The sequence below is a fragment of the Chitinophaga pendula genome (assembly GCF_020386615.1).
In the GTDB taxonomy this organism is placed as follows: domain Bacteria; phylum Bacteroidota; class Bacteroidia; order Chitinophagales; family Chitinophagaceae; genus Chitinophaga; species Chitinophaga pendula.
In genome coordinates this window covers 6,036,420-6,062,594 of the sequence record NZ_CP077769.1, presented here as the reverse complement: position 1 = coordinate 6,062,594, position 26,175 = coordinate 6,036,420, and the positions used below count along the sequence as shown (strand labels likewise).

Here is a 26,175-nt window from a genome sequence, read left to right as displayed (position 1 = left end):
TTTTTGAAATTTCGATATTTTTAAAATATTTGCAGTAGGATTTAAAACAATCAAAAACAAATTGTCAAAATGAGCCACAATTTGAATATCGACAAACTTGATTTACAGATCATCAGTGAGATGATGCATAATGCGGAGATCTCGTATGCGGACCTCGGCAAGAAGCTGTTTGTTTCCGGAGGTACTATCCACGTGAGAATGAAGAAGTTGCAAGAACTAGGTATAGTTAAAGGTACTAAATTACATGTAGATCTGAAAATGATCGGATATGATGTTATTGCCTTTATAGGAATTTATTTAGAGAAGAGTTCTATGTATGATACGGTGGCGAAGGAGCTGCGTAAGATACCGGAGATGGTTCGTCTGAACTATACGACGGGTAGTTACAGTATGTTTGCGGAGATCATTTGTAAGGATATTACACAATTGCGCCGGATACTGCATGATGAGTTGCAGAAGATCAAAGGAATAGAACGTACTGAGACCCTGATATCCCTGGAAGAGAGCTTTTATCGTACGATCAACGTTGTGGAATAGCTGTAATTGAGTTGCTGTAGTTACCCGCTTTTATCTCCCTGACATTCATATAGATATCGAACAACATCAGTTGGCGTGCTGCTGTGTTAACACGCAGGACCCGGTAACTGATGTTGTTTTGGCATTCCTTTTATGACGGATGTTTGTACTGTTGTGGGGGCTGATTATAGTGGCCGGGCGTTTTTAATCATTTATTAAAAAGCAATATATGCATACAGTTCAGCCGGTAAAGGTGATCATTACAGGGGCGACGGGAATGGTGGGCGAGGGGGTGTTGCAGGTATGTCTGCGGCATCCGGAGGTAACGGATGTGTTGGTGATCAATCGTAAGCCCTGTGGGGTGGAGCATCCTAAACTGAAGGAGGTGATCCACGGTGATTTTTACGATCTGCGTGCGGTGGAGGGGCACTTGCAAGGGTATAATGCCTGTTTCTTTTGCCTGGGTATTTCGTCGGTGGGGGTGTCGAAGGAGGAGTATTACAAGGTGACCTATACGTTGACGATGCATATGGGGGAGACGTTAAGCCGACTGAATCCGGACATGGTGTTTGACTATATTTCGGGAGGGGGGACGGACACCCGTGAGCAGGGCCGGTTGCATTGGGCGCGGGTGAAGGGTAAGACGGAGAATGACCTGCGGAAGTTGCCTTTCCGGCGTGCTTTTGCGGTGCGGCCGGGGTTTATCAAACCATTTAAGGGATTGAAGCGGGTGCATCCTTTTTACAAGTATATCAACTGGTTGTTTCCGATAGGGAGGGCTTTGTATCCCAACGGATTTTGCCGGATGGAGGAGTTGGCATTGGCGATGATCCATACGGTTACGCAGGGATATGAACACGATATTCTGCAGGGGCGTGATATCATTGCGTTAGCAAGGCGTACGGAGGCCAGAAAATGACCTGTAAATATTAAAGGTTTATCCTTTAATTTGTTGCATGGTTACAACTGAAATCGCCGAAAAAATCAAGCGGCTGGAAGAAAAGTATGCCGCTATGGGCCAAAGCTTATCCGCTTACCTGGATGGTCTTTTATATGCCGACTACCTTACTTACTGGGATTATATCAACCTGGATGTATTGCTGAACTTGCAACAACCCCGTACGCCTATTCCTGATGAGAACATTTTTATCATTTACCACCAGATTACGGAGCTTTATTTCAAGTTAGCCCTGCAAGCTATTTCGCAGATGTGCGAGGGGGATGCACCTGCATCAGCGGAGGTGATGAGTACGCAATTGCGTCGTATCAACAATTATTTCCGGAACCTGGTTTCTTCTTTTGAGATTATGGTGGAAGGGATGGATAAGGAGCAGTTTTTACAGTTCCGGATGGCGTTGTTGCCAGCCAGTGGTTTTCAGAGTGGTCAGTTCCGGATGATAGAGATCTGTTCGACGGACCTTTTGCAGCTGGTGTATGAGCCACAGCGGGCGCCGCTGGCGGGTACGGGCCTGAAGGATCGGCTGGATCATATTTATTGGCGGAGTGGTGCTACGGAGCTGGCTACTGGTAAGAAGACGCTGACGTTGCGTCAGTTTGAGCTGAAGTACATGGAGCCTTTCCTGAAGCTGGCGACCAACTATGAGTTATGCAATGTACGGGCGCGTTTCCTGCAGTTGCCGGAGCCGGAGCGAGCGGCGGTGATCCCATTACTGAAGGAGTATGATCTTAACATCAACGTGCGTTGGCCGCTGATGCATTATAAGTCTGCTGTAAGATACCTGCATAAGAAGCCGGAAGATATAGCGGCTACTGGTGGTACGAACTGGCAGCAATACCTGCCTCCCAAGAACAAACGAATTGTATTTTTCCCGGAGTTGTGGTCGGAAGAGGAGCTCAGCAACTGGGGGAAGCTGGCGATGGGTGAATAGTTATCCTAGGAACGGCAGTATGGTGTAACAAGGCTTCCCAGGGGTTGGGGGGCATGTCTTTGTTGTAAAGCCTGTGCGAAGGCCGGTACTTTTTCCAGTAGATATTGAACCCTGGCGAGTGGAATGGGGAGCCGGCGTGGCCGCTGATGTTAAGGGTATGGACTTTCCGGCCGGTATGGCGAAGTTGTACGGCCAGTGGGAGGAGTTGATCAGCGGCGCCCAGGGCGCCATGTAAAAGTAGTAACGGGGGCATATATACGAGGGCTGGTGTGGATGTAAAATAAGTATTTTCTCTGTGGTGGCGGGATGGCGGATAAAAATCTGGAATGCAAATTGCGATGGAGGGGTGATATTTTCCTAAAAAGAAGCAGGGGAGTGGGATACGGAATTTATTAAACTATTTTTCATAAGTTTGCATATCAGGTACTTTCGCAAAATTAGAGGGCATACCTATACCGGGGCACAGAAAAACTCCTCCGTTAAGTCCCGGAGCTTCGCGTAAAGATGGCTGGTCATCAAAAAATAATACTGTTTTAAAGTTGAGATAATGGAATACAATACCACCCGTAATCACCTCATTATGAAGGAATACGGCAGGAATATCCAGAAGATGGTGGAATACCTGCTGACTATAGAAGACAGGGATCAACGTCAAGCCAATGCTATGGCGGTGATCGAGCTGATGGGGACGCTGAATCCGCATTTACGTAATGTGGAGGATTTCCGGCATAAGCTGTGGGATCACCTGTTCCTGATCTCTGGTTTTACGCTGGATGTGGAATCTCCTTATCCTATTCCTACGAGTGAGACCTTAAAGGCCAGACCTGACCGTCTGCCTTATCCGAAAAAATATCCCAAGAACAGGCACTTTGGTAAGAACCTGGAGACTGTGATCAATAAAGCACTGGAGGAAGAGAATCCGGAGAAGAAAGAAGGTTTTACACAGACCATCGGTAACTACATGAAGCTGGCTTATACCAACTGGCATAAGGAGAGTGTACATGACGATGCTATCCGTACTGAGCTGAGTAATATCACGCAGGGGCAGTTGGAATACCAGGTAGGTACTACTCCGCAGGTGCCTGTACCGAACACTGCTCCATTGGGTAACAGCATTGCTGTGCCGGAATACCGTCTTGCCAACAACGGTAATAACAACAATAACAACAAGCGCAAGACCTTCCAGCAAAACAAGTTCAAGAGCAACAACGGCAATAAGAACAACAACAACAATAACAATAACAACAACAAGAATAAATACAAAAACAGGAATAAGTGAGCAGTGCTTTTGAAGTAAGAGGCGGGAACCGCCTCAAAGGGGAGATTGTGCCCCAAGGCGCCAAAAACGAGGCTTTACAGATTATCAGTGCGGTATTGCTCACCCCTGAGAAGGTGACGATCAGTAATATTCCGGATATCCTGGATGTGAATTTGCTGATCGAGTTGTTGGGAGAGATCGGTGTGAAAACGAACAGGGTAAGTCGTGATACCTGTGAGTTTCAGGCTGATGCTATTAATTTCGAGTATTTACAGCATGCGGAGTTTCGCAAGAAGTCGGGCCGTTTAAGGGGTTCGGTGATGATTGCGGGTCCTTTGTTAGCCAGATTCGGGAAGGCATTTATTCCCAAACCTGGTGGGGATAAGATCGGGCGTCGCCGGCTGGATACACATATTATTGGTTTTGAGAAGCTGGGTGTACAGTTTGTGTACGATACGGACGACAACTTCTTCCGTTTGGAGACCAGTGGTTTGAAGGGTACTTTCATGCTGCTGGATGAGCCATCAGTAACTGGTACTGCCAACATTGTGATGGCAGCTGTGATGGCGGAAGGTACTACAACTATTTACAATGCGGCCTGTGAGCCTTATATACAGCAGTTATGTAAGATGCTGAACAGCATGGGTGCGAAGATCAGCGGGGTAGGATCTAACCTGCTGACTATTGACGGGGTGAAATACCTGGGAGGTTGTTCGCACCGGATGTTGCCTGATATGATCGAGATCGGGTCATTTATCGGATTGGCAGCGATGACGCAGAGTGAGATTACTATCAAAAATGCCGGTGTGGAGCATTTGGGTGTGATCCCGGAGAAGTTCCGTCAGCTGGGGATACAGTTGGAGATCCGGGGAGATGATATTTATATCCCTTCCCAGGATTCTTATGAAATACAGACGTTCCTGGATGGATCTATCCTGACGATGTATGATCATCCCTGGCCAGGTTTTACGCCGGATCTGTTAAGTATAGTATTGGTGGTAGCTACGCAGGCGAGGGGTAGTGTGATGATTCACCAGAAGATGTTTGAGAGTCGTTTGTTTTTTGTAGACAAGCTGATTGACATGGGGGCTCAGATCGTACTTTGCGATCCACACCGTGCGGTGGTGATCGGGCTGGGGCGTCAGCATCCTTTAAGAGGGATCACGATGTCGTCGCCGGATATCCGGGCGGGCGTATCATTGCTGATTGCGGCGTTGAGTGCAGAGGGAAAGAGTACGATCCAGAATATAGAACAAATTGACCGTGGTTACCAGTATATCGATGAGAGGTTGAGGATGCTGGGAGCGGATATCAAAAGAGTATAATAAGCGGCGCCGGTATATTCGGTTGCTGGTTTACAAATGCCAAATTCCTATCGGGGATTTGGTATTTGCTTTTTACAGCCATCATCATTGTTGATGAGGAGAGAACGCAAAATTGTTATTACGAGGAATGCAAAAGATCATTATTGTTACGGCGCCTTCAGGGGCAGGGAAGACTACTATTGTCCGGCAGTTACTATCGGAGTTACCACAGCTGGCCTTTTCTATTTCGGCCAGTACGAGGACTCCCCGTGCGACGGAGGTAAATGGGAGGGATTACTATTTTATGAGTACAGAAGAGTTTCATAAAAAGATCGACGAGCATGCGTTTGCGGAGTACGAGATGGTATATGCCGGTAAATATTACGGGACTTTGAAGCAGGAGCTGGAGCGTATCTGGGCGGAGGGCAGGACGCCGCTGGTGGATATTGATGTAAAGGGGGCTTTATCTATAAAAGAGAAGTATCATGCAGCGGCGTTGAGTATCTTTATAGAGCCGCCATCCATTGATGCTTTGCGGGTAAGGTTAAGTGAGCGGGGAACGGAGACGAAGGATTCGCTGGAAGAGCGGTTGGCGAAGGCGCGGTATGAATTATCCTTTTCGCATGAGTTTGATGCGATCGTAATAAATGATGAGTTGTCCCGTGCTTGTGCGGAAGCCAAGCAGCTGGTGGTCAATTTCCTGCAGCAGTAGTTGTAAGTGAGGTAATTGTCAGGGAAGGGATCGGTGTTGATTTTTGGTATTTGGATTTTCCTATATTTGGTTTAAGATGGATGCATACACTATTATAATCCTGGCCATACTGGTATTACTGGCTGGTTTTTTTGCCGGTCTGGAGGCCGCGTTTGCGAATGTTAACAAGCTGTCTATAGAGCTGCGTAAGAAGCAGGGGCGGGCTACCGGTAAGATATTGGCTAATTTGAATGAGAATCCGAGCCGGTTCCTGGCGACGAGTATGTTGGGGTTGTCTATTGTGATGGTGGTGTATGGGGTGATGATAGCGGGTTTTTGGCAGCCTTTATGGAATTTGTCAGAGGAGGAGAATGCTATTTTTCAGCCTTTATTGTTGCTGATAGAGGTGATTGTGGCGACATTGCTGATATTGTTCCTGGGCTTTTTTATTCCCCGTGCGATCTTTCGTTCCCGGCCGGAGGCGTTACTTAGTTTTTTTGCGTTACCTATATCTATTATTTCCAAGCCGCTTTACATCATTGGTAGTGTGTTGGTATCTATTTCCGAATGGATACTAAAATACTTGTTTAATGTTCGTATTGCGGAGAACAGGGCTCCTTTTCCCCGGGTGGATGTGGAGCAGTTTATCCGTCAGTCGCAGCAGCATGTGACGGAGAACCAGGAACTGAATACGGAGTTGTTTGAGAATGCGTTGTCGCTGGCGCAGGTGAAGATAAGAGGTTGTCTGATCCCGCGGAAGGAGATAGAGGCGCTGGATATCAGCAGTCCGCTTTCGGATGCGCGTAGTAAGTTCATGGAGACGAAGTTGTCAAAGATTATCATTTACGAGCATAGTATTGATAATATCCTGGGCTATATTCATCAGCTGGATATGTTCAAGAGTCCGTCGGATATTCCCTCTATTATTCACCCGATATTGGCGGTGCCGGAGACGATGAGTGCGATAGACTTACTGAGCAAATTTAACAAGGAGCGGAAGAGTATAGCCTGGGTGGTGGATGAATTTGGTGGGACGGCAGGTATTGTGACGATGGAGGATGTGTTGGAGGAGATCTTTGGGGATATTAAGGATGAGCATGATGTGGAGGAGTTTGTGGAAAAACAGATTGCGGAGCGGGAGTATATATTTTCGGGTCGTTTGGAGCTGGATTATCTGAATGAGCGGTATGGGTTTGATTTTCCGGAGGATGAGAGTGAGACGTTATCGGGTTATATTATCAATCATCATGAAACGATTCCTAAGTTGAAGGAGCGTATTATTATTGATGATTACGAGTTTGATGTATTAAATGTGACTGATACACGGATAGAGATGGTAAAGATGAAGATATTGGGTTAGGCAAAACCTGGTGGGGAAAAATTCCGTATATTAAATTATACAGGTTGAGAAATTAGTGCTTGTATATTAAGTTTTTTTAAATATCTTTGTGAAGCAATGTAATAATCCGGGTTGCTAAAACGTTTTAAAAAAAAGTAGTAGGAAATTAACACGGATTTTATACATTTGCTGTAGATGATGTAACACAATGATTTGATTTTTGTTAAAAGGATGTAAAAAATATTGTTACAACATTGATAATAACATAATTCTTTCTATTTTTGTATAAGAAAATAAAAAAGCAACCAAGCAACTTTACTTATTCTGAAAGCTTGCCATCATAAGGATAGGTAAGTACACTTGGAAGCCAAAGACATTCTCGAATTCAACTTTTTTGGGGTTAACAAACAATGGATGAAAGGCCGGCTCTTGATTCTTCTCGGGCTGGCTCTTTTTTTTGTACTATCTCTTCCTTGATAATTTCCTTTTCAATCGATATACTAATCTGATTCACCTATACTGCAATCTCCCGGCAGCACAAGGGTGTACACTTGTCCGGTTTTGGTAAACATGTCTTGCACAGTAATGTGCAATCTTTTTAATTAGGATTAAAAGCATCTTAAATAAACGCAGATATCGTATTTAACGTTGTTATTTGTTATACTCATCTGCTATATTTGTGACCTGTTAATGCAGTACTAAGTTTTTAAGCAGCACTAGCTAAATCGTACCATGTTCAAAAAGATATTTGCTAATAATGCCGACAAGGCGGAAATGACATTTTTTGATCATCTGGAGGACCTGAGATGGCATATTATCCGCGCAGTAGTGGCGATCATCGTTTGCAGCATATTGGGTTTTGTTTATACAACAGAGATCCTTGATAATGTAGTGTTTGGGCCGACGAACCCGTGGTTTCCGACGTATACGGTATTGTGTAAGCTGAGTCATCTGGTAGGTTTGAAGGATCAGATGTGTATAACGCCGGTGAAGGTAGAGTTCCAGAACTTTAAGATGGCGGGCCAGGTGATGTTGCAGTTCAAGGTGGCATTTATGCTAGGTGTGGTATTGGCGTTTCCTTATGTGTTTTGGGAGTTCTGGCGTTTTGTGAAGCCGGCATTGCGGGATCGGGAATTGAAGGGGGCCCGTGGGATTATCTTCTGGGTGTCTTTGCAGTTCTTCCTGGGGATATTGTTCAGTTATTTCCTGGTGGTACCGTTTACTATTAACTTTTTGGCCGGATATACGGTAACGACCAAGGCGGTGAACCAGTTCTTTATGGATGATTATTTTGCGTTGATGTCGCAGATGGTATTGGGTATGGGCATATTGTTCGAATTACCTATCCTGGTGTTTTTCCTTACTAAGGTCGGGTTGCTGACACCTGATTTTATGAAGACATACCGTCGTCATGCGATTGTGATCATCCTGGTATTGGCGGCTATTATTACCCCTCCTGATGTGGTGGACCAATTGCTGGTATTCGTACCTTTGTATGCATTGTACGAAGTAAGTATTGTGATCTCCAAGCGTGCGGCCAGGGATCGGGAAGCCAGCCTGAAAGAAAGGGAAGTAGAGGAGTGGTCATAAGGAGGAATAGCCCACAATTTTGTGTTTTATCTAACATTTTCTAAAGCCAGCTGATATGGAACAAAAAACATTCAATCTTGCATTGCCTGTGGCGATTGGCTCTGATCATGCAGGGTTTGAGTATAAAGAAGCGATTATTTCTTATCTGGAAGCGAAGGGGTTGAAGGTGAAGGATTTTGGGGCGCATTCCAAGGATTCGGTAGACTATCCGGATTATGCGCATCCGGTGGCGAAGGCGGTAGAGCGGGAGGAAGCGGCTTTTGGCATCCTGATATGTGGTAGTGCGAATGGCGTGGCTATCACGGCTAACAAGCACCAGGGGGTACGGGCGGCTATTTGTTGGGGAGAAGAGCTGGCGCGCCTGGCGAGGGGGCATAATGAAGCCAATGTACTTTGTATACCTGCCCGGTTTGTGGATCAGTCGGTAGCGGTGCAGATGGTAGATGTGTTTATAGCGACTCCTTTTGAGGGGGGCCGTCATCAGGACAGGGTGCGGAAGATCGCCTGCCTGTAAATAATAGGAACGAACGTATTGATCATACTGTGACCGGGGGCGAAAGCTCCCGGTTTTTTATTGTCTGTGGAGAGGGAGGATCGCCTTTCAAAAGGTGTTATAACCATCCGAAAAGCTAATGCAGCGGGCTATTTAAAAGCGCTGGTGTATTGTTCAATAATTTATTATTCTTGTCAGGTAAAATCTAATACCCAATGAGGAAACACTTAGTAATAGCGGGGCTAACGCTAGTCGGGTTCAACGCCTATGCACAGCAGTCGGCGGCGCTCAAATCATCAACCGCATCTAAATACGCAGCCGGGATCACGGCGGAGCAACTGAAAAAGCAACTTTACATTGTAGCTGGTCCGGCTATGGAAGGGCGTGAGACGGGTACTGAGGGGCAGCGGAAGGCGGCAGCTTATATCCAGTCGCAGTTTGTGAAGGCGGGTCTGAAGCCAGGAGCCGATGGTAAGTGGGAGCAATATTTCTACCTGACGCAGGATACGCTTACTACCAGTAAGATATTGGTAGGGGACCGGGAGTTTGCGTATGCGAAGGATTACTATACCAGTCTGAAGGGCAGTCGTTCTGCACATCTTACTGAGCAGGAGGTGGTGTATGCTGGTTATGGTATTACGGCGGACAATTATGATGATTATAATGGGCTGGATGTGAAAGGTAAGGTAGTAGTGGTACGGGAAGGGGAGCCACAGCGGGCTGGCGCTTACTTCCTGTCTGGATCTAATAAGGCGGGTAAATACGGTACTACGGATTTCAAACATGAGCTGGCGGCGAAGAAGGGCGCCAGTGCTTTGTTGATTGTGAACAGCCAGGTGTCGCGTATGGGGATGATGGCGGGCGACCGGTTACGGCGTTCGGGGGTGTATGTAAAGGGGGACGTGGATATGTCTGCTTTTCCGACGGTATTTTATATTACTCCTGAGTTAGGGGCTGCTATCACGGGTCAGGCTACCTGGAATGCGGAGGCGCTAAAGGTCGGCGGGTATGCAACTAAGCTGGCTATTCATTTTGACAAGGGGGCGAAGGAATCGCAAGCGAGTAATGTGCTGGCTTACCTGGAGGGAACGGATAAGAAGGACGAGGTTGTGTTTGTGACGGCGCACTATGATCACCTGGGTACGCATGACGGGAAGATCTTTCACGGGGCGGATGATGACGGTTCGGGTACGGTATCGGTGATAGAGCTGGCGACGGCATTTGCTAAAGCGAAGAGGGAAGGTAAGGGGCCACGTCGCAGCATGGTATTTATGACGGTGTCCGGGGAGGAGAAAGGATTGCTGGGGTCGAAGTTTTATACGGAGCATCCTATTTATCCATTGGCGCAGACGGTAGCGGATCTTAACATTGATATGATTGGCCGCGTGGATCCAGATCATGCGAAGGATGAGAACTATATATATATAATCGGAGATAATAAGTTAAGTTCTGCTTTACGGCCTATCAGTGAGGCGGCGAATGATACCTATACGAAGCTGGCGTTGGATTATAAGTATAATGATCCGGATGATCCGAATCGTTTTTACTATCGTTCGGACCATTATATGTTTGCGCAGCATGGGATACCTATTATTTTTTACTTCAATGGTACGCATGCGGACTATCACCGGCCTACGGATACGGTGGAGAAGATCCAGTATGATCTGATGGCAAAGCGGGCGCAATTGGTGTTTTATACGGCCTGGGATATTGTTAACCGTGATGAGCGGTTGCCGGTAGACAGGCATGAGCAATAGTGTTTGTCTTGCATTTGTCTGTTTGACACCCAAAACAATAAGCTGTTGAATCTCTTTATTTCCGGCATGCTGCGAGGTATGCCGGAAATATACGCCTTATCTGACCGAGCTTTTCGCAGATTGATCTTCAGAAACCCCAGTAAATAAGCCCCATCTTTTATAACAGTGATCCCTATACTGTGGCCTTTTTAGGCGGACTGGGCAGATATTTTCGTATAGGCGCAAAAAAGTATGGTTATAATTATTTTTTTCACTAACTTAGGTATGCGTCATTAAAAGCGTTAGGTGAATAAATTGGCTTATTTATTTAGCGTGTGTAATAATAACTAATTGTGTGTATAGCTTCCTTAGCAGATTAAGAGAGTGAATTAAAGCAGTGAGAGAAAACCCTGAGTTTATTTGAGTATTTATCGAGGCTCATAGATATTATTCATTATCAGGCGGATATTAACGAGAATGCTTGTGTTTTTTACGCCCCGCATGGTAACCATAGTAAAAAACTACCACCATGGCAGAAGCACCCAATGATATGTTTTCCTGTTTTCGGGATATTGGCGTATTTCCGACGCTAATAGTTGGTTCCTAATGGAGGGGACTGACGGCTGATTGTTCGTTTTTTAGGCGGATGAGTAGGGATGTTTTTGTATTTGTTGCCCCGCGCCGGGTAGTAATGGATCGTTTAACCGGTACCGTTTCCTATACTGCTATTGTACTATCCAAAAATGAATGCAATGCAGAATTACTTTAGCGCTTATTGGTGGGTATTCCTGATGAGGGGCTTATTTGCGCTCTTTTTGGGGATTATGGCGTTGGGTTGGCCCGGGGGGACATTTACGACGCTTGTGATGTTTCTGGGGGCTTATCTGTTGATCGACGGGTTATTTTCGGTGGCAGGTGCAATAAGTTCCCGCAGGAACAATGAGAGTTGGGGTTTACTTCTGTTAGCTGGTCTGGCTGGGGTGGCGTTAGGTGTGTTAACTCTTTATAATCCATTTGCAACGGGGGCTTTGCTGATTTACCTGGTCGCTGTATGGGCGATGGTCGCTGGTATATTAGAGATTGTGATTGCGATACGTCTCCGGAAGGAGATAAAGGGGGAGGGATGGTATATACTCGGTGGGCTGCTCACGGTAATTTTTGGCATTCTATTGGTAAGTAACCCTATAGCTGCAGCTATCACCCTTACCTGGATATTTGGCTTTTACGCGATAGTAACTGGTATAATGCTCATATCACTTGCTTTACGCCTTAGAAAGAGGCGCAAGACTTACTAAGAATCAGGATTGGCTCAGATCACTGGTTAATTTTCTAATACTTCCGCATGTTTAAATTGGATTGTCTGACATTCTAAAATTTAATTACATGAACAGGAAAACACCCCGTTAAGGCGCCTGCCGGAAATCACTTCCAGGGAGGGCTATTGATTGTCTGTGAATGAAGTGATGACAGGCGCCGGGCGGTAGCGGGTAGAAGGGCCCGTTGCCATTGTCCTTACACCTTAGGTCTTATTTATGAAAGCACCGCTATGGCTACATTCTATGATTTTTAAAGTTAACCGTATGTCATCCACCGAATTCAACAATTTGTTACTGGGCAACGCCGATTTTCTTCGGCCTTATGCAATTACACTTACCAAGGATGCCGAATCGGCGAAAGACCTCTATCAGGAAACCTTGTTCCGGGCATTGGCCAACCGGGAAAAATATCTGGCCGGCACTAATATTCGGGCATGGCTGTATACGATCATGCGCAATATCTTTATCAACAATTACCGTCGCGGGAACCGTCAGTACAGATTGCTGGATAATGCTGCCGGCGAGTCATTATTGCATCAGCAGCAGCCGGCAGTTGGTAATTTTGCAGAGACCAATCTGCGGGTAAAGGATGTACAGATGGCGGTATATAATCGGCCTGTTATCTTTAAACAGCCTTTCCTGTTATATTTCGAAGGGTATAAGTATTATGAGATCGCTGCTATTTTGAATGAGCCATTGGGTACAGTGAAAAGCCGGATACATTTTGCCCGGAAGATGCTGAAGACACGTATTGCCCGGTATTGATAAAGCATATATGTAGCTGTGCATGCATGCGCAGGCATGCACAGTTAATTTTACCTCACTTACCAGCCGCCAACTTCGCTTCAGAGCCTTTGAATAACGTACAGCCTGTCTGTATGTGTTTGATGTAACCTTATTATCTGCCTGTTTCTCTGTTCCCCACATTTATTTTGAGCGTAGCCGTTCGTCTGTGATAAGTCGTTTATACGCAAGTATTTATATCGTTCTGTGGCTATATGTTACATGGTATGAGAACAAATGTTCATGTGTAAATATTTGTTAAATATATTTTTTAGATGAATTTGTCGAAATAAAGGGCTAGTTTAGGGCTACGGGCCGGAATGTGTCAACTCACCTTACAGCTGCGAACTTTCAATCGCTGGTTTCCTACAACTGTTACTGGCACAAAAATATATCATGCCTAAAGTTTCTTTCAGCAACGGTAATACGTTGTTTTTTGCCTCTTTAAAATTGGCTGTAGATGCATATTTTAAGGAAAACAATCTTCGTAAAACAGGTAATTGGGAATTATACATCAAAACTATTGTACTTATACCAGCGGCGCTTTTATTTTACGTTTTACTATTGACGGTACCGATGCCGGCGGCAGTGGGTATTGTGTTGAGTAGTGCATTAGGCTTTGTGCTGGCCTGTATAGGTTTCAACGTAATGCACGATGCCTGTCATGGCAGTTATTCTTCCAATAAGCGGGTAAATGCTTTGTTGGGTTTGACGCTTAATGCGTTAGGCGGAAATGCGTTTATATGGAAGCAGAAACATAATATTATTCACCATACCTATACAAATGTAGACGGGGTGGATGATGACATTGCGAAAAGCCCGTTAATGCGTCAATGTTCCAGTCAGCCCTGGAAGCCGGCGCACCGGATCCAGCATATTTACGTGATATTGATCTATGCTATCTCTTCTTTTGCGTGGGTTTTCATTATGGATTTTACTAAGTATCTAAGCCGGAAGGTGTATAGGACACCCTTACAGTCGATGAGTATGATGGACCATCTGACGTTTTGGGGTAGTAAGGTGTTGTACCTGATTTTCTATGTGACGATACCTATTTTGTGTGTAGGTTGGCAGGCTTGGTTGATTGGTTTTGCCAGTATGCATGTGGTAATGGGATTTACGCTGGCGATCGTGTTTCAACTAGCACATGTAGTGGAAGAGACTTCTTTCGAGGCGGTGGGGAGTGATGCCCGGGTAATTGAAAATGAGTGGGCTATTCACCAGATACATTCGACTTCTAACTTTGCGCCCGGGCATAAAGTTATTTCCTGGTTTGCCGGCGGTTTGAACTACCAGGTGGAGCATCATTTGTTCCCGCGGATCAGTCATGTGCATTATCCGGCTATCAGCAAGATCGTGGAGGCGAAGTGCCTGGAATATAATCTGCCATATAATTCGCTGCCAACGATGACATCGGCGGTGGTATCACATTTCCGCTTTATGAAGCTTTTAGGAGAGAAGCCGCAGTTGGCGTTGAGTTAAGACGGATCATTTTATTTAAGCTCCTGGTTGAAGAGGTACACTTTTTGACCAGGTTCTTTTTTTTTAAGGCGGTATCCAGCATGGATTAGGGCGATCGGGGCCTCAGAGGATTTGCCGAAGCCACCTGCAAATCGTAATTTTACACCCTTCCGGATCATTTCCAATGATTAAATAATATTAATAATATAAATCTCATTAACGGCTATAGGTGATGAAGGCAAACTATTTAGACGAGCTGAATGAACGGCAACGGGAAGCAGTCGCGCATATTAATGGCCCCCTGATGATCGTAGCGGGTGCGGGCTCTGGTAAAACCAAAGTGCTGACTACCCGGATTGCGCACCTGATGCGTAATGGGGTGGACGCCTTTAACATTCTGTCGCTCACCTTTACGAATAAGGCTGCCCGGGAGATGAAGGAGCGTGTGGAGCGTATCTTGGGAGGTAGCGAAGCGCGCAATCTGTACATCGGTACTTTTCACTCGGTATTTGCGAGATTGTTACGAGCGGAGGCTCACCGGTTGGGGTATCCCAATGACTTTACCATCTATGATTCTGATGATGCAAAGAGTGTACTCAAAACTATCATCAACGAGCAGAACCTGGATGACAAACATTACAAACCTAATTTCGTATACAACCGTATCTCTGCTGCTAAGAACAGTCTGATGAGTCCTGAGGAATATCAGCATGACTATTATGTGCAGCAGGAGGATATGCGCGCCAATCGTCCGATGATCGGGAAGCTGTATGATATGTATGCCAAGCGCTGTTTTAAGAATGGTGCTATGGACTTTGATGACCTGTTGTACAAGATGTATGTGTTATTAAAGAATTTCCCCGAGGTGTTGCATAAATACCAGCATAAGTTCAAGTACATCATGATCGATGAGTACCAGGATACGAACCCTGCGCAGTATGAGATCATCAAACTGCTGGGGGCTGTGCATGAGAATATCTGTGTGGTGGGTGATGATGCGCAAAGTATTTACTCATTCCGCGGTGCTACTATTGAAAATATCCTGCAGTTTGAAAAAGACTATGAGGATGTGCGAGTGGTGAAGCTGGAACAGAACTATCGCAGTACCAAATCGATACTGAATGTGGCCAACGAAGTGATCCAACACAACAAAGGCCAGATAGAGAAGAATCTGTGGACTGATAATGCGGATGGGGAGAAGATCAAACTGATTCGTACTATGACTGACAATGATGAAGGCAAGTTTGTAGCTGACACCATTGCTGAGCAGAAGTTGCGTAATCACTATGATAACAAAGATTTTGTTATCCTGTACCGTACGAATGCACAGAGCCGTTCGTTTGAGGAAAATCTTCGCCGGAAAGCGATCCCTTACCGTATTTTGGGCGGTATGTCTTTCTACCAGCGTAAGGAGATCAAGGATTTCGTGGCTTACCTGCGGGTGACGATGAATACGCAGGATGAGGAGAGCATAAAACGTATTATCAATTACCCGGTGAGAGGGATTGGTAAGACGACGATTGAGAAGACGGTAGTGCTCAGCAATGAGCACAATATCACGTTTTGGGAGGTATTGAACCGTGCGAAGGAGTTTGGGTTCAAAGGCGGTACGCTGGAAGCGATAGATGGTTTTGTGACGATGATACAAAGTTTTCAGGCTAACCTGACCAAACATAATGCTTATGATGTAGCGGTACAGGTGGGTAAGTCGACTAACATTGTAAAGGAGTTATTCAACGATAAGACGACGGAGGGGTTGGCCCGTTATGAGAATATCCAGGAGTTACTGAACTCTATTAAGGAGTTTACGGAGACACCGACGGAAGACGGGGAATTGCTGGATAAGAGCCTGGGTTCTTATTTGCAGCAGATCACGTTGCTGACGGATGCGGACCAGGGTAAGGATGAAAACAGTGATGTGGTGAAACTGATGACGATACATGCGGCCAAGGGATTGGAGTTTCCGGTGGTGTTTACGGTGGGACTGGAGGAGACTTTATTCCCCAGCCAGATGTCTGTGAATACGCGGGAGGAATTGGAAGAGGAGCGCCGGTTGTTTTACGTGGCGATCACCCGTGCGAAGTCGCGTTTATGGCTGACCTATGCGAACAGCCGTTACCGTTTTGGTAACCTGGTGCAAAATGAGGCCAGCCGTTTCCTGGAGGAGATGCCGGAGCAATATATTGACCGCAGTTATGCAGGCGGTGGTGCTATCCGGAATTCCTTTGGTGGTGGTGGCGGACAGTGGGGTAGCGGCAACAATATGTTTGACCGCATGCAGAAGAAGACGCCTGTAACACAAGCTCCTGCTACTGGCCCTAAACCTGCGGGGCCTAGGCCTTCGGCGCCGGCCGGCAACCACGTGCCTTCACCCGGTTTTACGCCCGATGATCCGGCTACGATGGAAGTAGGCATGGAGGTAGAGCATCAGAAGTTCGGTTTTGGTACGATACAGGGGCTGGAAGGGGCGCCTAATAACCGTATTGCTACGGTGGTGTTCCCCAAAGGCGGCGGAGAGAAAAAGATCATGCTGAACTATGCTAAGTTGATGATTGTAAAGAAATAAATTGTTTATATGTAAGGCGGTAAAGCTATGTTATCAGTAGCTTTACCGCCTTGTTATTTATAGTAAAACTTATCAGTGATATATGCCGGATGCGAGTGTTATGCAGAAACTGCGTCATTACTGTGCTTACCAGGAGCGTTGCCATAGTGAGGTAAGAGGGAAGTGTTTGGAGCTGGGATTGCGGGGAGAAGCATTGGAGGAAGCTATTGCCTTGTTGATCGCGGATAATTTCCTGAATGAGGAGCGGTTTGCGAAGGCTTTTGCCGGCGGTTACTTCCGTACTCGTCAGTGGGGGCGTAAGAAGATACTGTCGGCGCTTAAACAGCGGCAGATATCCGCCTATTGCATCAAGGTGGGTATGAAAGAGATCGATGAGGAGGACTATTGGCGGGTGCTGATACAGCTGGGCGAGAAGAAATACAATACCCTGAAGGGGGATACGGTATTGAAGCGTAAATACAAAACCATGCAGTTTCTCATCCAGCGGGGGTTTGAACCGGAACTGGCGAATGAGGCCCTTGAACAGATCATCAATACACCCTCGTAAACAGGCATAATTTTAAAAGTTTTCTAACATCCGCTACCGTAATTTTGGAGACCTTTGTTTTAACACCGTTGAGTGATCATATACCGGATGTCGTAACCACCCAAAACATGCTGGCAGCACTCAGCAACATAACTGAAAATAAAATGCCGGACTTAAAAGTAACGCTTATCCAATCGCAGCTTCAATGGGAAGACAAAGCTGCCAACCTGCGTATGTTTGATGAAAAGATAGCTGCTATCTCGGAACGTACGGAAGTGGTTGTATTGCCAGAAATGTTCAGTACAGGTTTCAGTATGAAATCGAAGGAGCTGGCAGAGACCATGGACGGCAGTGCTGTGGAGTGGATGAAGAAGACAGCTGCTGAAAAGAATATCATCATTACGGGAAGTTTGATCATCAATGATAACGGCCGGTATGTAAACCGCCTGATATGGATGCAGCCTAACGGTGTGTATGGTACTTATGATAAAAGACACCTGTTTGCCTATGCGGGAGAGCATGAGCATTACCAATCCGGCGATAAGCGCCTGATCGCGCAGGTGAAGGGCTGGAAGGTATGTCTGAATGTATGTTATGATCTGCGTTTCCCTGTTTGGGCGCGTAATGCGGTATTACCGGAGACGGGGGAGCCTGCCTATGACCTGCTGGTATATGTAGCCAACTGGCCGGAGCGGCGCAAAACGGCCTGGACTACGCTGCTCCAGGCGCGGGCTATTGAGAACCAGTGTTATGTGATCGGTGTAAACCGGGTGGGTAATGATGGGAACAACATTTACCACAGTGGAGAGAGCAGTCTGATAGATCCGATGGGTGAGATCATCTATCGTAAATCTGACGAGGAAGATATCTTCTCTTATACACTGGACCGTAACCGCCTGGATGAGGTACGGAAGAACATTCCTTTCCTGAAAGATGCGGATCAGTTTATTCTGAACAGTTAACACAAGTATATAGACAATTATGTTATTGAAAGGTGTTCACCATATTGCCATTATATGTGCTGATTATGAGCGGAGTAAGGCTTTTTATACGGAGGTGCTGGGGTTGGAAATCTTGCGGGAGGTATATCGTGCGGAGCGGCAGTCGTGGAAGTTGGATTTGGCGTTGGGAGCACAGTATGTGATAGAGTTGTTTTCCTTTCCTGACCCGCCGGCGCGGCCCAGCCGTCCGGAGGCTTGTGGGCTGCGGCACTTGGCTTTTGCGGTGGATGACATCGCTGCCGCGGTACGCCGGTTGCAGGAGAAGGGAATAACCACGGAACCCATACGTATTGATGAACACACGGGGCGTCAGTTTACATTTTTTACTGATCCGGATGGATTGCCATTGGAATTGTACGCCGTTTAAATCTACTACCTATCATGTTTGCATATATTAATGCCCGTGTTTTTACCGGGGAAGAATTCCTGGAGGATCATGCTGTACTGGTTGCAGATGACAAGATATCAGCCGTTATTCCTGTTAATACCTTGCCGGAAGGCATGCCTACGAAGGACTTGCGGGGTCATACCCTGGCGCCGGCGTTTATTGACCTGCAGATATACGGAGGGCATGGGCAGTTGTTTTCGCTGTACCCCAGTGTAGCTGCACTAACGGCTACGTATGAATACTGCCGTTCGGGTGGGACCAGCGCTTTTCAGCCTACGGTGGCAACGGAGTCGAGGGAGATCATGCTGCAAGCTATGCAGGCTGTAAAAGCCTATTGGGAAGCCGGTGGGAAGGGCGTAATCGGTTTGCACCTGGAGGGGCCTTTTATCAATCCTGAAAAGAAAGGAGCGCATCTGCCGCAGTATATTAAAAGTCCCGGCGTAGAAGATATAGACTGGATACTGGCGCATGGCACCGGCATCGTGACGATGATCACCTTAGCGCCGGAATGTTGTGCGCCGGAGCTGATAGACCGGTTGCAGGCAGCTGGTATCATTGTATCTGCCGGGCACAGTAATGCCACCTATGAGGAGGGAAGTGCTGCCTTTAATAACGGGATCACCGTAGCTACTCATCTTTTTAATGCGATGTCGTCTTTACAGCACCGGGCTCCGGGGCTAGTAGGCGCTTTGTTTGATCATAATAGTGCGAGCTCCAGCGTAGTGGCCGACGGTGTACATGTAGACTATAGCGCTATCCGCATTGCGAAAAAGATCATGGGCCCCAGGTTGTTCCTGATCACGGATGCGGTAGTGGCAAATCCTGCTGGAGATTATGTCTATGTAGAAGAAAGCGACCGTTATGTCAATGGAGGAGGTACGCTGGCAGGGTCCAAGCTGACCATGTGGAAGGCGGTTCAGAACAGTATCCATGAAGTAGGTATCGGAGCAGGGGAGGCATTGCGTATGGCATCCCTTTATCCGGCGGCGGTGATGAAGCAGGCGCACTTACGTGGACGCATAGCGGAAGGCTACCTGGCAGAGCTGGTAGTGCTGGATGGCACTCACTGCGAACTATTGTAATACCTGTATTTACCGGCATAACGCAATAATCTGTTTAACTTCGCGATTAACACGAATAACAATTATTGACGAATATGTCGATCACGCGATATTTTACAAAGGATCAGCACAAGAATTTATGGCTTGCCTTATGGCTCATACTCGGCATTGTCCAGGCGGCTTTTACAGAGCTGATGGATGATGAGGCGTATTATTGGGTATACTCCCGGCATATGGACTGGGGGTATTTTGACCATCCCCCGATGGTGGCGCTGCTGATAAAGGCAGGATATGCGCTTTTTCATAATGAGCTGGGGGTGCGTATAGGAGTGGTACTCCTGAATACCCTTACGCTTCAACTGACCTGGTCACTGTTGCCGCGTAAGGATAACCGGGTATTCTTTATTATCCTGGCTACTATGGGCGCCATGCAGATAGGCGGTATGCTGGCAGTGCCGGATGTGCCACTGATCTTCTTTGCTGCCTTGTATTTTTTACGCTATCGTAATTTCCTTGATATACCAAGCTGGCGTAACACTTTGTTGCTGGGGTTGGGAATGGCCCTGATGTTTTACAGTAAATACCATGGGGTATTGCTTGTTTTCTTCACGGTGTTGTCTAATCTGCGTTTGCTGCGCAGCTTTAGATTTTATGTGGCCTGTATCCTCACTACGGTGTTATTTTTCCCTCATCTATATTGGCAGTATACGCACGGATTTCCATCGCTGCAATACCACCTGGTAGAGCGGAATGCATCATCTTATGACATCTCTTATTCGCTGGATTACCTGGTAGGACAGGTATTGCTGTTTGGTCCGCTGATGGGATGGTTACTCCTCTATTATGCGTTTGTATGTCCTATAGAAAGCCGGTTTGAGCGTACGTTGAAGTTGAGTGTGATCGGAGTACTGGTATTTTTCCTGATCAGTACTTTTAAGGGCAGGGTAGAAGCTAACTGGACGGTGATGGTATTCACGCCAACGGTTATACTCGCACATCAGTCGGTATTGCGTAGAGGATATGCATTGAAATGGCTACAGTATGGTGCTTATTTGACGCTGGCTATTGTATTGGTCGCGAGGGTATACCTGATATGGGATTTTATGCCTGGAGTGGAGGTGCGTCCGGAGTTGCATCATAATAAAGCCTGGGCGGATGCTATATCCAAGCGGGCTGGTAATACGCCGGTGGTGTTCCTGAACAGTTATCAATGGCCCTCCAAGTATGCATTTTATGCGCAGCAGGAATCATATAGTATCAACAGCCGTTTTGCCCGCCGCAGTCAATATAACTATTGGGATACGGAGAAGGCTTTCTGGGGTAAACCTGTTATGATCGCTTTCCAGGGGGATGATGAATTGCCGATCACGGATAGTATTGCTACGGTGAAAGGGAAGTGGTATTATCACCTAGAACCGCATTTTTATGCTTATGCATTGGTGCAGCTGGAGCCTGCTATCAAGGAGATAAAAGGCAGGAAGGGAGAGCGGGTACCGGTGGTGTTCCGGTTGAAGAATGGATATGGTCAGCCGTTGCCGGTGGATACTACCCGGGAGGCGGTGATCGGTTATGCGATGATGCGTCAGCATGAGCAGTTGCCGCCGGTGAAATCTGATCTGACGTTGTCAAGGGCGATCAAGCGGAGGATTGTCAGTATGGAGATCGTGTTGCCGGATGAGGAGGGGACGTATCAGCTGAAGGCCTGTATTTTCTCGGGGGTATTACCGCCTACGCATAATAGTCCGGTGATCAAGGTGAAAGTAGAGGATTGATCTTACTATAGTAGAGAAGGGCGGATAGCAGTGTAGACCACTGCTATCCGCCTTTTTGTGTATGTTATTGCTGGAAGGCGTTCCAGCCCTGGGATACCAGTTTGAATTTGTTACCACCTTTGGTGATGATATGTGCTCCCTCGCTGATATCGGTCATGTAGCCGATGACGCTGATCTGTTCGTTGAGGAGCAGTTTGTCATAATCTTCCTGTTTCATGGTGAAGAGCAGTTCATAGTCTTCTCCGCCGCTGAGTGCGCAGGCGGTGGGATCGAGGCCGAACTTCATGGCTTGTTCTTTAGTCTGGCCTTCTATCGGTATTTTCTCTTCGTATACGACGCAGCCCAGGTTACTTTGTTTGCAGATGTGTAGTATTTCTGAGCTAAGTCCATCGCTTACGTCCATCATGGCGGTGGGCATGATATTTTCCTGTTCGAGGAAAGCGATGATATCGCGCCGTGCTTCGGGTTTTAGTTGACGGCCGATGATGTAGGTCTGATCTTCGAGGTCGGGTTGGATCTTTGGATTTTCGAGATAGATCTTTTTTTCTCTTTCGAGTAATGTGAGTCCGAGGTATGCGGCGCCGAGGTCGCCGGATACGCAGAGGAGGTCGCCTTTCTGGGCGGTGGATCTTTTGACGGCTTTGCCTGGTGCTACTTCGCCGATGGCGGTAACGCTGATAACAAAACCTTTCTGGGAGGAGGAAGTATCTCCGCCGATGAGGTCGACGTTATATTTTTCGCAGGCGGCATATATGCCTTCATAGAATTCGGTCAGGGCTTCTACGGAGAAGCGGTTAGAGAATGCTATGCTGACGGTGATATGCGTAGGGGTGGCATTCATGGCGTAGATATCGGACAGGTTTACTACGACGGACTTGTATCCCAGGTGTTTGAGGGGGGTATACATGAGGTCGAAGTGGATGCCTTCCACAAGCATGTCGGTGCTAATAACTGTTTGTTTTCCAAAGTTATCGATCACGGCAGCGTCGTCGCCTACGCCGAGCAGGGTGCTGGCCTGACGGATTTCGATGTTCCTGGTGAGGAGGTCTATGAGGCCGAATTCGCCCAGGTCGTTAATTTCTGTTCTTTCTTCACTCATCGTATATGGGTAAGAGGTAATATTAGAATTGTTGAATGGTAGTTAGCATGTCGTTGTGAAGGATGCCGTTGCTGGCCAGGATGGTTGGTTGGTAGGGGGAGTAAGGTTGTCCTTTATAGTCGGTTACCTTTCCGCCAGCTTCCTGAACGAGGAGAAATCCTGCTGCGGAGTCCCAGGCATTGAGGTGTCCTTCATAGAAGGCATCGAATCTGCCGCATGCTACCCAGCAGAGATCGATGGCAGCGGAGCCGAGTCGACGTACCGGTAGTCCTTTTTTAACAAAATTTTCAAGGATGTGCATGGGGTTGTGGTCTTTTTCTTCCCATTGATAGGGGAAACCCGTTACCAGGCAGGCTCTAGCCAGTTCTGTTTTGCCGGAGACTTTGATGGGTTGGTCATTGAGGGTAGCGCCCTGTCCTTTTTCTGCGAAGAAGAATTCGTTCATAAAGGGGTTGTAAACTGCGCCCATGATCATTTCACCATCTTTTTCTACGCCGATGGAGACGCAGCAAATGGGGATACCATGTGCGAAATTGACGGTACCATCGAGGGGGTCAATGATCCACTTTACTGAGGAGGAGGTACTGAGTTCGCCGGCCTCTTCGCTGAGGATAAAATGATCCGGGAAAGCGGCGCGGATAGTGTCCATGACAGCTTTTTCGGATTGTTTGTCTGCCTCGGTAACGAGATCGTTGACGGTACTCTTACTGCTTATTTGCAGATTGCCGTTAAAATAATGTTGTAAGATTTGTCCCCCGGCTTGCGTAGCTTTGAGCAAAGTTGATTTTAACATGTAGCAAAGGTAAGTAGGTAATTTTGGAAATCAGACCTCAGGAATGGAGAAGCAACTGTTTAATTAATAGAGAATCAGGTACAATTATATATGAAATCCACCTTGGGGAGCCTTACTTACTAAATTCACGTATTTTTGCAGTTTAAAACTAGCTAGAAAGTTAATGGCCATCATAGGTAATTTAATTTCCCGGTCCCTGCGTATCAGGAGAAAGTTCACGTTTAAGTTGGGTACGCCTCGTCAGTATCAGTTGCAGGTATTGCATCGTTTGCTGACGAAGGCTAAGAATACGCAATTCGGTCGTTTCTATAAGTTTGAGGATATTTTGCATAGCCCCAACTTTATGAACCAGTACCGTACCCGCATTCCTGTGCATAATTACAATAAAATGCACGGCGAATGGTGGCACAAGTGTCTGGAAGGTGAGCCCAATGTAAGCTGGCCGGAGAAGATCAAATATTTTGCATTGAGTTCTGGTACTTCAGAGTCTGCGAGCAAACATATACCTGTGACCCGGGATATGTTGAAGACGGTGAAGAAAGTGGGTGTGAAGCAGTTATACTCTATGGCGAACTTCAATGTGCCGCCTAAATCCTTCGAGAAGGGGATTCTGATGTTGGGAGGGACTACCTCCCTGTTTGAAAAGGGGGATTATTATGAAGGGGACATGAGCGGTATCCAGGCGAAGAATATTCCCAAGTGGTTCCGTCGTTTTTATAAGCCGGGGGGTAAGATTTCCCGTAAGCCCAACTGGGAGCAGCGTATTAAACTGATCGTGCGGAAAGCCCCGCAATGGGATGTTGGTACAGTATGTGGCGTACCAGCCTGGGTGCAGATCGTATTGGAAGAGATCATTAAGTATCATGGGGTGAAACATATCCATGAGATATGGCCCAATCTGGCGATTTATATTCACGGTGGAGTATCTTTTGAGCCGTACCGGGATAGTTTTGAGAAGTTGCTGGGTAAGCCCATTCATTTTATCGAGACCTATATGGCCTCTGAAGGCTCTTTTGGCTTCCAGGCCAGGCCAGGTACAAAGGGTATTAAGCTGGTATTAAATGCCGGCATTTTCTTTGAGTTTATTCCTTTTAACGAAGAGAATTTCGATGCGGATGGAGAGGTGAGGCCTAATCCCAAATCGTATATGATACATGAGGTGGTTGAAGATGTGGAGTATGCTGTGATGTTGTCTACGTGTGCGGGTGCTTGGCGTTATCTGATCGGGGATGTAGTGAAGTTCACTTCTGTAAAAGAGCATGAAATTGTGATCGTAGGCCGTACCAAGCAGTTCCTGAGCCTTTGTGGTGAGCACATGAGCGTCGACAACATGAATAAGGCGATCGACAATGTGCAGAAGAAACTGGGTATTACGGTGAGAGAATTTACGGTAGGTGGATTTAGTTATGAAAATCTCTTTGCCCACCGTTGGTACATCGGTACTGATGCGACGCATGTGACGGCTGAGCAGGTGAGGGATATTATAGACCAGACCCTGAGCGATGTGAATGATGACTATGCGGTAGAGCGTACGGCGGCGTTGAAGGAGGTTTTTGTGGAGATCATGCCTAACGAAGTATTCATAGATTACCTGCGTTGCAAAGGCAAGGAAGGTGCTATGAATAAGTTTCCCCGTGTAATGAAGGGAGACAAGCTGAAGGACTGGGAACGTTTCGTTGCCGGGAAAACAGTAGCAGGGACTAAGTAATTATTGTAGTAATATACGGATTCCAAGTTTCGATACCCACTGCCATTTTGCTATGCTTGTTGTAGATAAATAATAAGCCAGGGGATGTCAGCAGTGGATAGGAGCTTGGAATCTTGTATTTTCAGGTATTTTTAAGCATGACAGCAGCAATTGTAGCCGGTTTAGGATTAGGGTTATTTCTGGCAGTGTCAGTAGGCCCGGTGATCTTTGCCATTATCAAATATAGCATCAGCAATGGATTTAAGGCCGGTATTGCCTTTGCATTCGGGGTATCCATGAGTGATACCTTTTTTGTGCTGATAGGTAATCTTGCCACCAGCTTTATCTACAACCTGGAGGAATATAAGCGTTCGATCGGGATGGTAGGCGGTGTCTTACTGATCTGTATGGGGATCTATGGGCTGGTCTGGAAAAAGGTCCGGATCACTACTGGGGATGAAAAGCCGGAGATGTTCCGGACGCATGATTACCTGAAGATATGGCTGACTGGTTTTTTGATGAATACCCTGAATCCGGGGGTGATCATTTTTTGGTTGGGGGTATGTGTGGCGAATAGTGCGACTACGGTTGGTCATCGTTTCGTGATGTATGGTGTCTGTTTATTGTTTGTGCTGTCTGCGGATATTATAAAGGTATTTGTAGCGGATAAAATAAGGCATAAGCTGACGCTGAATAATGTGGTATGGCTGAACCGGGTGGCGGGTGTATGTATGATTATTTTCGGTGTTATATTATTGTATAAGGTATTGTTGGATACTGGTAACCTGGGGCATTAGGCAGTACGCAGTATTTCGAGATAACCAGACCGGTCTGAGGTGGATATACTTCAGGCCGGTTTTTTATTAAGGAATGTTGAGTATGGGTTGGATATAGGATAGTTATAGG

General features: G+C 46.6%; 23 protein-coding genes. 21 read left to right on the top strand and 2 right to left on the bottom strand.

Features of this window, described 5'->3' with window-relative positions; translation table 11 throughout:
- Positions 1 to 69 precede the first annotated feature (69 nt).
- The 19 genes from KTO58_RS22510 (at position 70) to KTO58_RS22420 (ending at position 21,690) form a co-directional block, all read left to right on the top strand.
- Positions 70 to 537, top strand: a complete 468-nt coding sequence (locus tag KTO58_RS22510) for an Lrp/AsnC ligand binding domain-containing protein (protein WP_012788686.1) — start codon at positions 70 to 72, stop codon at positions 535 to 537.
- A gap of 208 nt (positions 538 to 745) precedes the next feature.
- On the top strand, positions 746 to 1,435 hold the full coding sequence (locus tag KTO58_RS22505) for an NAD-dependent epimerase/dehydratase family protein (protein WP_095837239.1): 690 nt from the start codon (positions 746 to 748) through the stop codon (positions 1,433 to 1,435).
- A gap of 37 nt (positions 1,436 to 1,472) precedes the next feature.
- Positions 1,473 to 2,405 carry a tryptophan 2,3-dioxygenase family protein gene (locus KTO58_RS22500; protein WP_095837240.1) on the top strand — a complete coding sequence of 311 codons (933 nt, stop codon included), beginning with the start codon at positions 1,473 to 1,475 and terminating at the stop codon, positions 2,403 to 2,405.
- A 547-nt stretch (positions 2,406 to 2,952) separates the two neighbouring features.
- Entirely contained in the window at positions 2,953 to 3,684 is a 732-nt protein-coding gene (locus tag KTO58_RS22495) for a DUF4290 domain-containing protein (protein ID WP_095837241.1), read from the top strand.
- Positions 3,681 to 4,988 carry a UDP-N-acetylglucosamine 1-carboxyvinyltransferase gene (murA, locus tag KTO58_RS22490; protein ID WP_095837242.1) on the top strand — a complete coding sequence of 436 codons (1,308 nt, stop codon included), beginning with the start codon at positions 3,681 to 3,683 and terminating at the stop codon, positions 4,986 to 4,988. The genes KTO58_RS22495 and murA overlap by 4 nt, the downstream gene beginning before the upstream one ends.
- 127 nt (positions 4,989 to 5,115) lie before the next feature.
- Positions 5,116 to 5,679 (top strand): guanylate kinase, encoded by a 564-nt coding sequence (gmk, locus tag KTO58_RS22485; protein ID WP_095837243.1) that lies wholly within the window; start codon positions 5,116 to 5,118, stop codon positions 5,677 to 5,679.
- A gap of 76 nt (positions 5,680 to 5,755) precedes the next feature.
- Positions 5,756 to 7,018, top strand: coding sequence for a hemolysin family protein (locus KTO58_RS22480; RefSeq protein WP_095841440.1), 1,263 nt, complete (start codon positions 5,756 to 5,758; stop codon positions 7,016 to 7,018).
- Positions 7,019 to 7,729: 711 nt separating this feature from the next.
- On the top strand, positions 7,730 to 8,587 hold the full coding sequence (gene tatC / locus KTO58_RS22475) for a twin-arginine translocase subunit TatC (RefSeq protein WP_095837244.1): 858 nt from the start codon (positions 7,730 to 7,732) through the stop codon (positions 8,585 to 8,587).
- Positions 8,588 to 8,642: 55 nt separating this feature from the next.
- Complete coding sequence (gene rpiB, locus KTO58_RS22470; protein ID WP_095837245.1) at positions 8,643 to 9,101, top strand: ribose 5-phosphate isomerase B; 459 nt, start codon at positions 8,643 to 8,645, stop codon at positions 9,099 to 9,101.
- 194 nt (positions 9,102 to 9,295) lie between these two features.
- Positions 9,296 to 10,837, top strand: coding sequence for a M28 family peptidase (locus KTO58_RS22465; protein WP_095837246.1), 1,542 nt, complete (start codon positions 9,296 to 9,298; stop codon positions 10,835 to 10,837).
- Between the two features lie 731 nt (positions 10,838 to 11,568).
- A complete protein-coding gene (locus tag KTO58_RS22460) occupies positions 11,569 to 12,111 on the top strand; it encodes an HdeD family acid-resistance protein (protein WP_157752787.1) in 543 nt (180 codons plus the stop codon).
- Positions 12,112 to 12,396: 285 nt separating this feature from the next.
- Positions 12,397 to 12,897, top strand: a complete 501-nt coding sequence (locus tag KTO58_RS22455) for an RNA polymerase sigma factor (protein WP_225859879.1) — start codon at positions 12,397 to 12,399, stop codon at positions 12,895 to 12,897.
- 414 nt (positions 12,898 to 13,311) lie between these two features.
- On the top strand, positions 13,312 to 14,397 hold the full coding sequence (locus KTO58_RS22450) for a fatty acid desaturase family protein (protein ID WP_095837248.1): 1,086 nt from the start codon (positions 13,312 to 13,314) through the stop codon (positions 14,395 to 14,397).
- Positions 14,398 to 14,608: 211 nt separating this feature from the next.
- A complete protein-coding gene (locus KTO58_RS22445) occupies positions 14,609 to 16,942 on the top strand; it encodes an ATP-dependent helicase (RefSeq protein WP_095837249.1) in 2,334 nt (777 codons plus the stop codon).
- 100 nt (positions 16,943 to 17,042) lie between these two features.
- Complete coding sequence (locus KTO58_RS22440) at positions 17,043 to 17,489, top strand: regulatory protein RecX (RefSeq protein WP_225859878.1); 447 nt, start codon at positions 17,043 to 17,045, stop codon at positions 17,487 to 17,489.
- A 44-nt stretch (positions 17,490 to 17,533) separates the two neighbouring features.
- Entirely contained in the window at positions 17,534 to 18,430 is an 897-nt protein-coding gene (locus KTO58_RS22435; protein WP_225859877.1) for an amidohydrolase, read from the top strand.
- A 19-nt stretch (positions 18,431 to 18,449) separates the two neighbouring features.
- Positions 18,450 to 18,836 (top strand): SMU1112c/YaeR family gloxylase I-like metalloprotein, encoded by a 387-nt coding sequence (gene gloA2 / locus KTO58_RS22430; protein ID WP_095837251.1) that lies wholly within the window; start codon positions 18,450 to 18,452, stop codon positions 18,834 to 18,836.
- Between the two features lie 14 nt (positions 18,837 to 18,850).
- The gene (gene nagA, locus KTO58_RS22425; RefSeq protein ID WP_225859876.1) at positions 18,851 to 19,939 is read left to right on the top strand and encodes an N-acetylglucosamine-6-phosphate deacetylase; all 1,089 of its coding nucleotides are present in this window, start codon (positions 18,851 to 18,853) and stop codon (positions 19,937 to 19,939) included.
- Positions 19,940 to 20,013: 74 nt separating this feature from the next.
- Positions 20,014 to 21,690, top strand: coding sequence for an ArnT family glycosyltransferase (locus KTO58_RS22420; protein ID WP_095837253.1), 1,677 nt, complete (start codon positions 20,014 to 20,016; stop codon positions 21,688 to 21,690).
- A gap of 64 nt (positions 21,691 to 21,754) precedes the next feature.
- Here KTO58_RS22420 and thiL read toward each other — a convergent pair whose 3' ends face one another.
- Entirely contained in the window at positions 21,755 to 22,789 is a 1,035-nt protein-coding gene (gene thiL / locus KTO58_RS22415) for a thiamine-phosphate kinase (protein ID WP_095837254.1), read from the bottom strand.
- Positions 22,790 to 22,811: 22 nt separating this feature from the next.
- Complete coding sequence (locus KTO58_RS22410) at positions 22,812 to 23,582, bottom strand: inositol monophosphatase family protein (RefSeq protein ID WP_095837255.1); 771 nt, start codon at positions 23,580 to 23,582, stop codon at positions 22,812 to 22,814.
- A 163-nt stretch (positions 23,583 to 23,745) separates the two neighbouring features.
- Between KTO58_RS22410 and KTO58_RS22405 the strand changes: the two genes are divergently transcribed.
- Together KTO58_RS22405 and KTO58_RS22400 are read left to right on the top strand one after the other, a co-directional pair.
- Positions 23,746 to 25,290 (top strand): GH3 family acyl-acid amido synthetase, encoded by a 1,545-nt coding sequence (locus tag KTO58_RS22405; RefSeq protein WP_095837256.1) that lies wholly within the window; start codon positions 23,746 to 23,748, stop codon positions 25,288 to 25,290.
- A gap of 137 nt (positions 25,291 to 25,427) precedes the next feature.
- A complete protein-coding gene (locus tag KTO58_RS22400) occupies positions 25,428 to 26,066 on the top strand; it encodes a LysE family translocator (RefSeq protein WP_095837257.1) in 639 nt (212 codons plus the stop codon).
- The last annotated feature ends 109 nt before the right edge of the window (positions 26,067 to 26,175 follow it).

Bases quoted from the DNA above. Each gene is read 5' to 3' on its own strand.
- KTO58_RS22510 (WP_012788686.1), top strand. From the start codon at position 70: ATGAGCCACAATTTGAATATCGACAAACTTGATTTACAGATCATCAGT.
- KTO58_RS22505 (WP_095837239.1), top strand. From the start codon at position 746: ATGCATACAGTTCAGCCGGTAAAGGTGATCATTACAGGGGCGACGGGA.
- KTO58_RS22500 (WP_095837240.1), top strand. From the start codon at position 1,473: ATGGTTACAACTGAAATCGCCGAAAAAATCAAGCGGCTGGAAGAAAAG.
- KTO58_RS22495 (WP_095837241.1), top strand. From the start codon at position 2,953: ATGGAATACAATACCACCCGTAATCACCTCATTATGAAGGAATACGGC.
- gmk (WP_095837243.1), top strand. From the start codon at position 5,116: ATGCAAAAGATCATTATTGTTACGGCGCCTTCAGGGGCAGGGAAGACT.
- KTO58_RS22480 (WP_095841440.1), top strand. From the start codon at position 5,756: ATGGATGCATACACTATTATAATCCTGGCCATACTGGTATTACTGGCT.
- tatC (WP_095837244.1), top strand. From the start codon at position 7,730: ATGTTCAAAAAGATATTTGCTAATAATGCCGACAAGGCGGAAATGACA.
- rpiB (WP_095837245.1), top strand. From the start codon at position 8,643: ATGGAACAAAAAACATTCAATCTTGCATTGCCTGTGGCGATTGGCTCT.
- KTO58_RS22465 (WP_095837246.1), top strand. From the start codon at position 9,296: ATGAGGAAACACTTAGTAATAGCGGGGCTAACGCTAGTCGGGTTCAAC.
- KTO58_RS22460 (WP_157752787.1), top strand. From the start codon at position 11,569: ATGCAGAATTACTTTAGCGCTTATTGGTGGGTATTCCTGATGAGGGGC.
- KTO58_RS22455 (WP_225859879.1), top strand. From the start codon at position 12,397: ATGTCATCCACCGAATTCAACAATTTGTTACTGGGCAACGCCGATTTT.
- KTO58_RS22450 (WP_095837248.1), top strand. From the start codon at position 13,312: ATGCCTAAAGTTTCTTTCAGCAACGGTAATACGTTGTTTTTTGCCTCT.
- KTO58_RS22445 (WP_095837249.1), top strand. From the start codon at position 14,609: ATGAAGGCAAACTATTTAGACGAGCTGAATGAACGGCAACGGGAAGCA.
- KTO58_RS22440 (WP_225859878.1), top strand. From the start codon at position 17,043: ATGCAGAAACTGCGTCATTACTGTGCTTACCAGGAGCGTTGCCATAGT.
- gloA2 (WP_095837251.1), top strand. From the start codon at position 18,450: ATGTTATTGAAAGGTGTTCACCATATTGCCATTATATGTGCTGATTAT.
- nagA (WP_225859876.1), top strand. From the start codon at position 18,851: ATGTTTGCATATATTAATGCCCGTGTTTTTACCGGGGAAGAATTCCTG.
- KTO58_RS22420 (WP_095837253.1), top strand. From the start codon at position 20,014: ATGTCGATCACGCGATATTTTACAAAGGATCAGCACAAGAATTTATGG.
- thiL (WP_095837254.1), bottom strand. From the start codon at position 22,789: ATGAGTGAAGAAAGAACAGAAATTAACGACCTGGGCGAATTCGGCCTC.
- KTO58_RS22410 (WP_095837255.1), bottom strand. From the start codon at position 23,582: ATGTTAAAATCAACTTTGCTCAAAGCTACGCAAGCCGGGGGACAAATC.
- KTO58_RS22405 (WP_095837256.1), top strand. From the start codon at position 23,746: ATGGCCATCATAGGTAATTTAATTTCCCGGTCCCTGCGTATCAGGAGA.
- KTO58_RS22400 (WP_095837257.1), top strand. From the start codon at position 25,428: ATGACAGCAGCAATTGTAGCCGGTTTAGGATTAGGGTTATTTCTGGCA.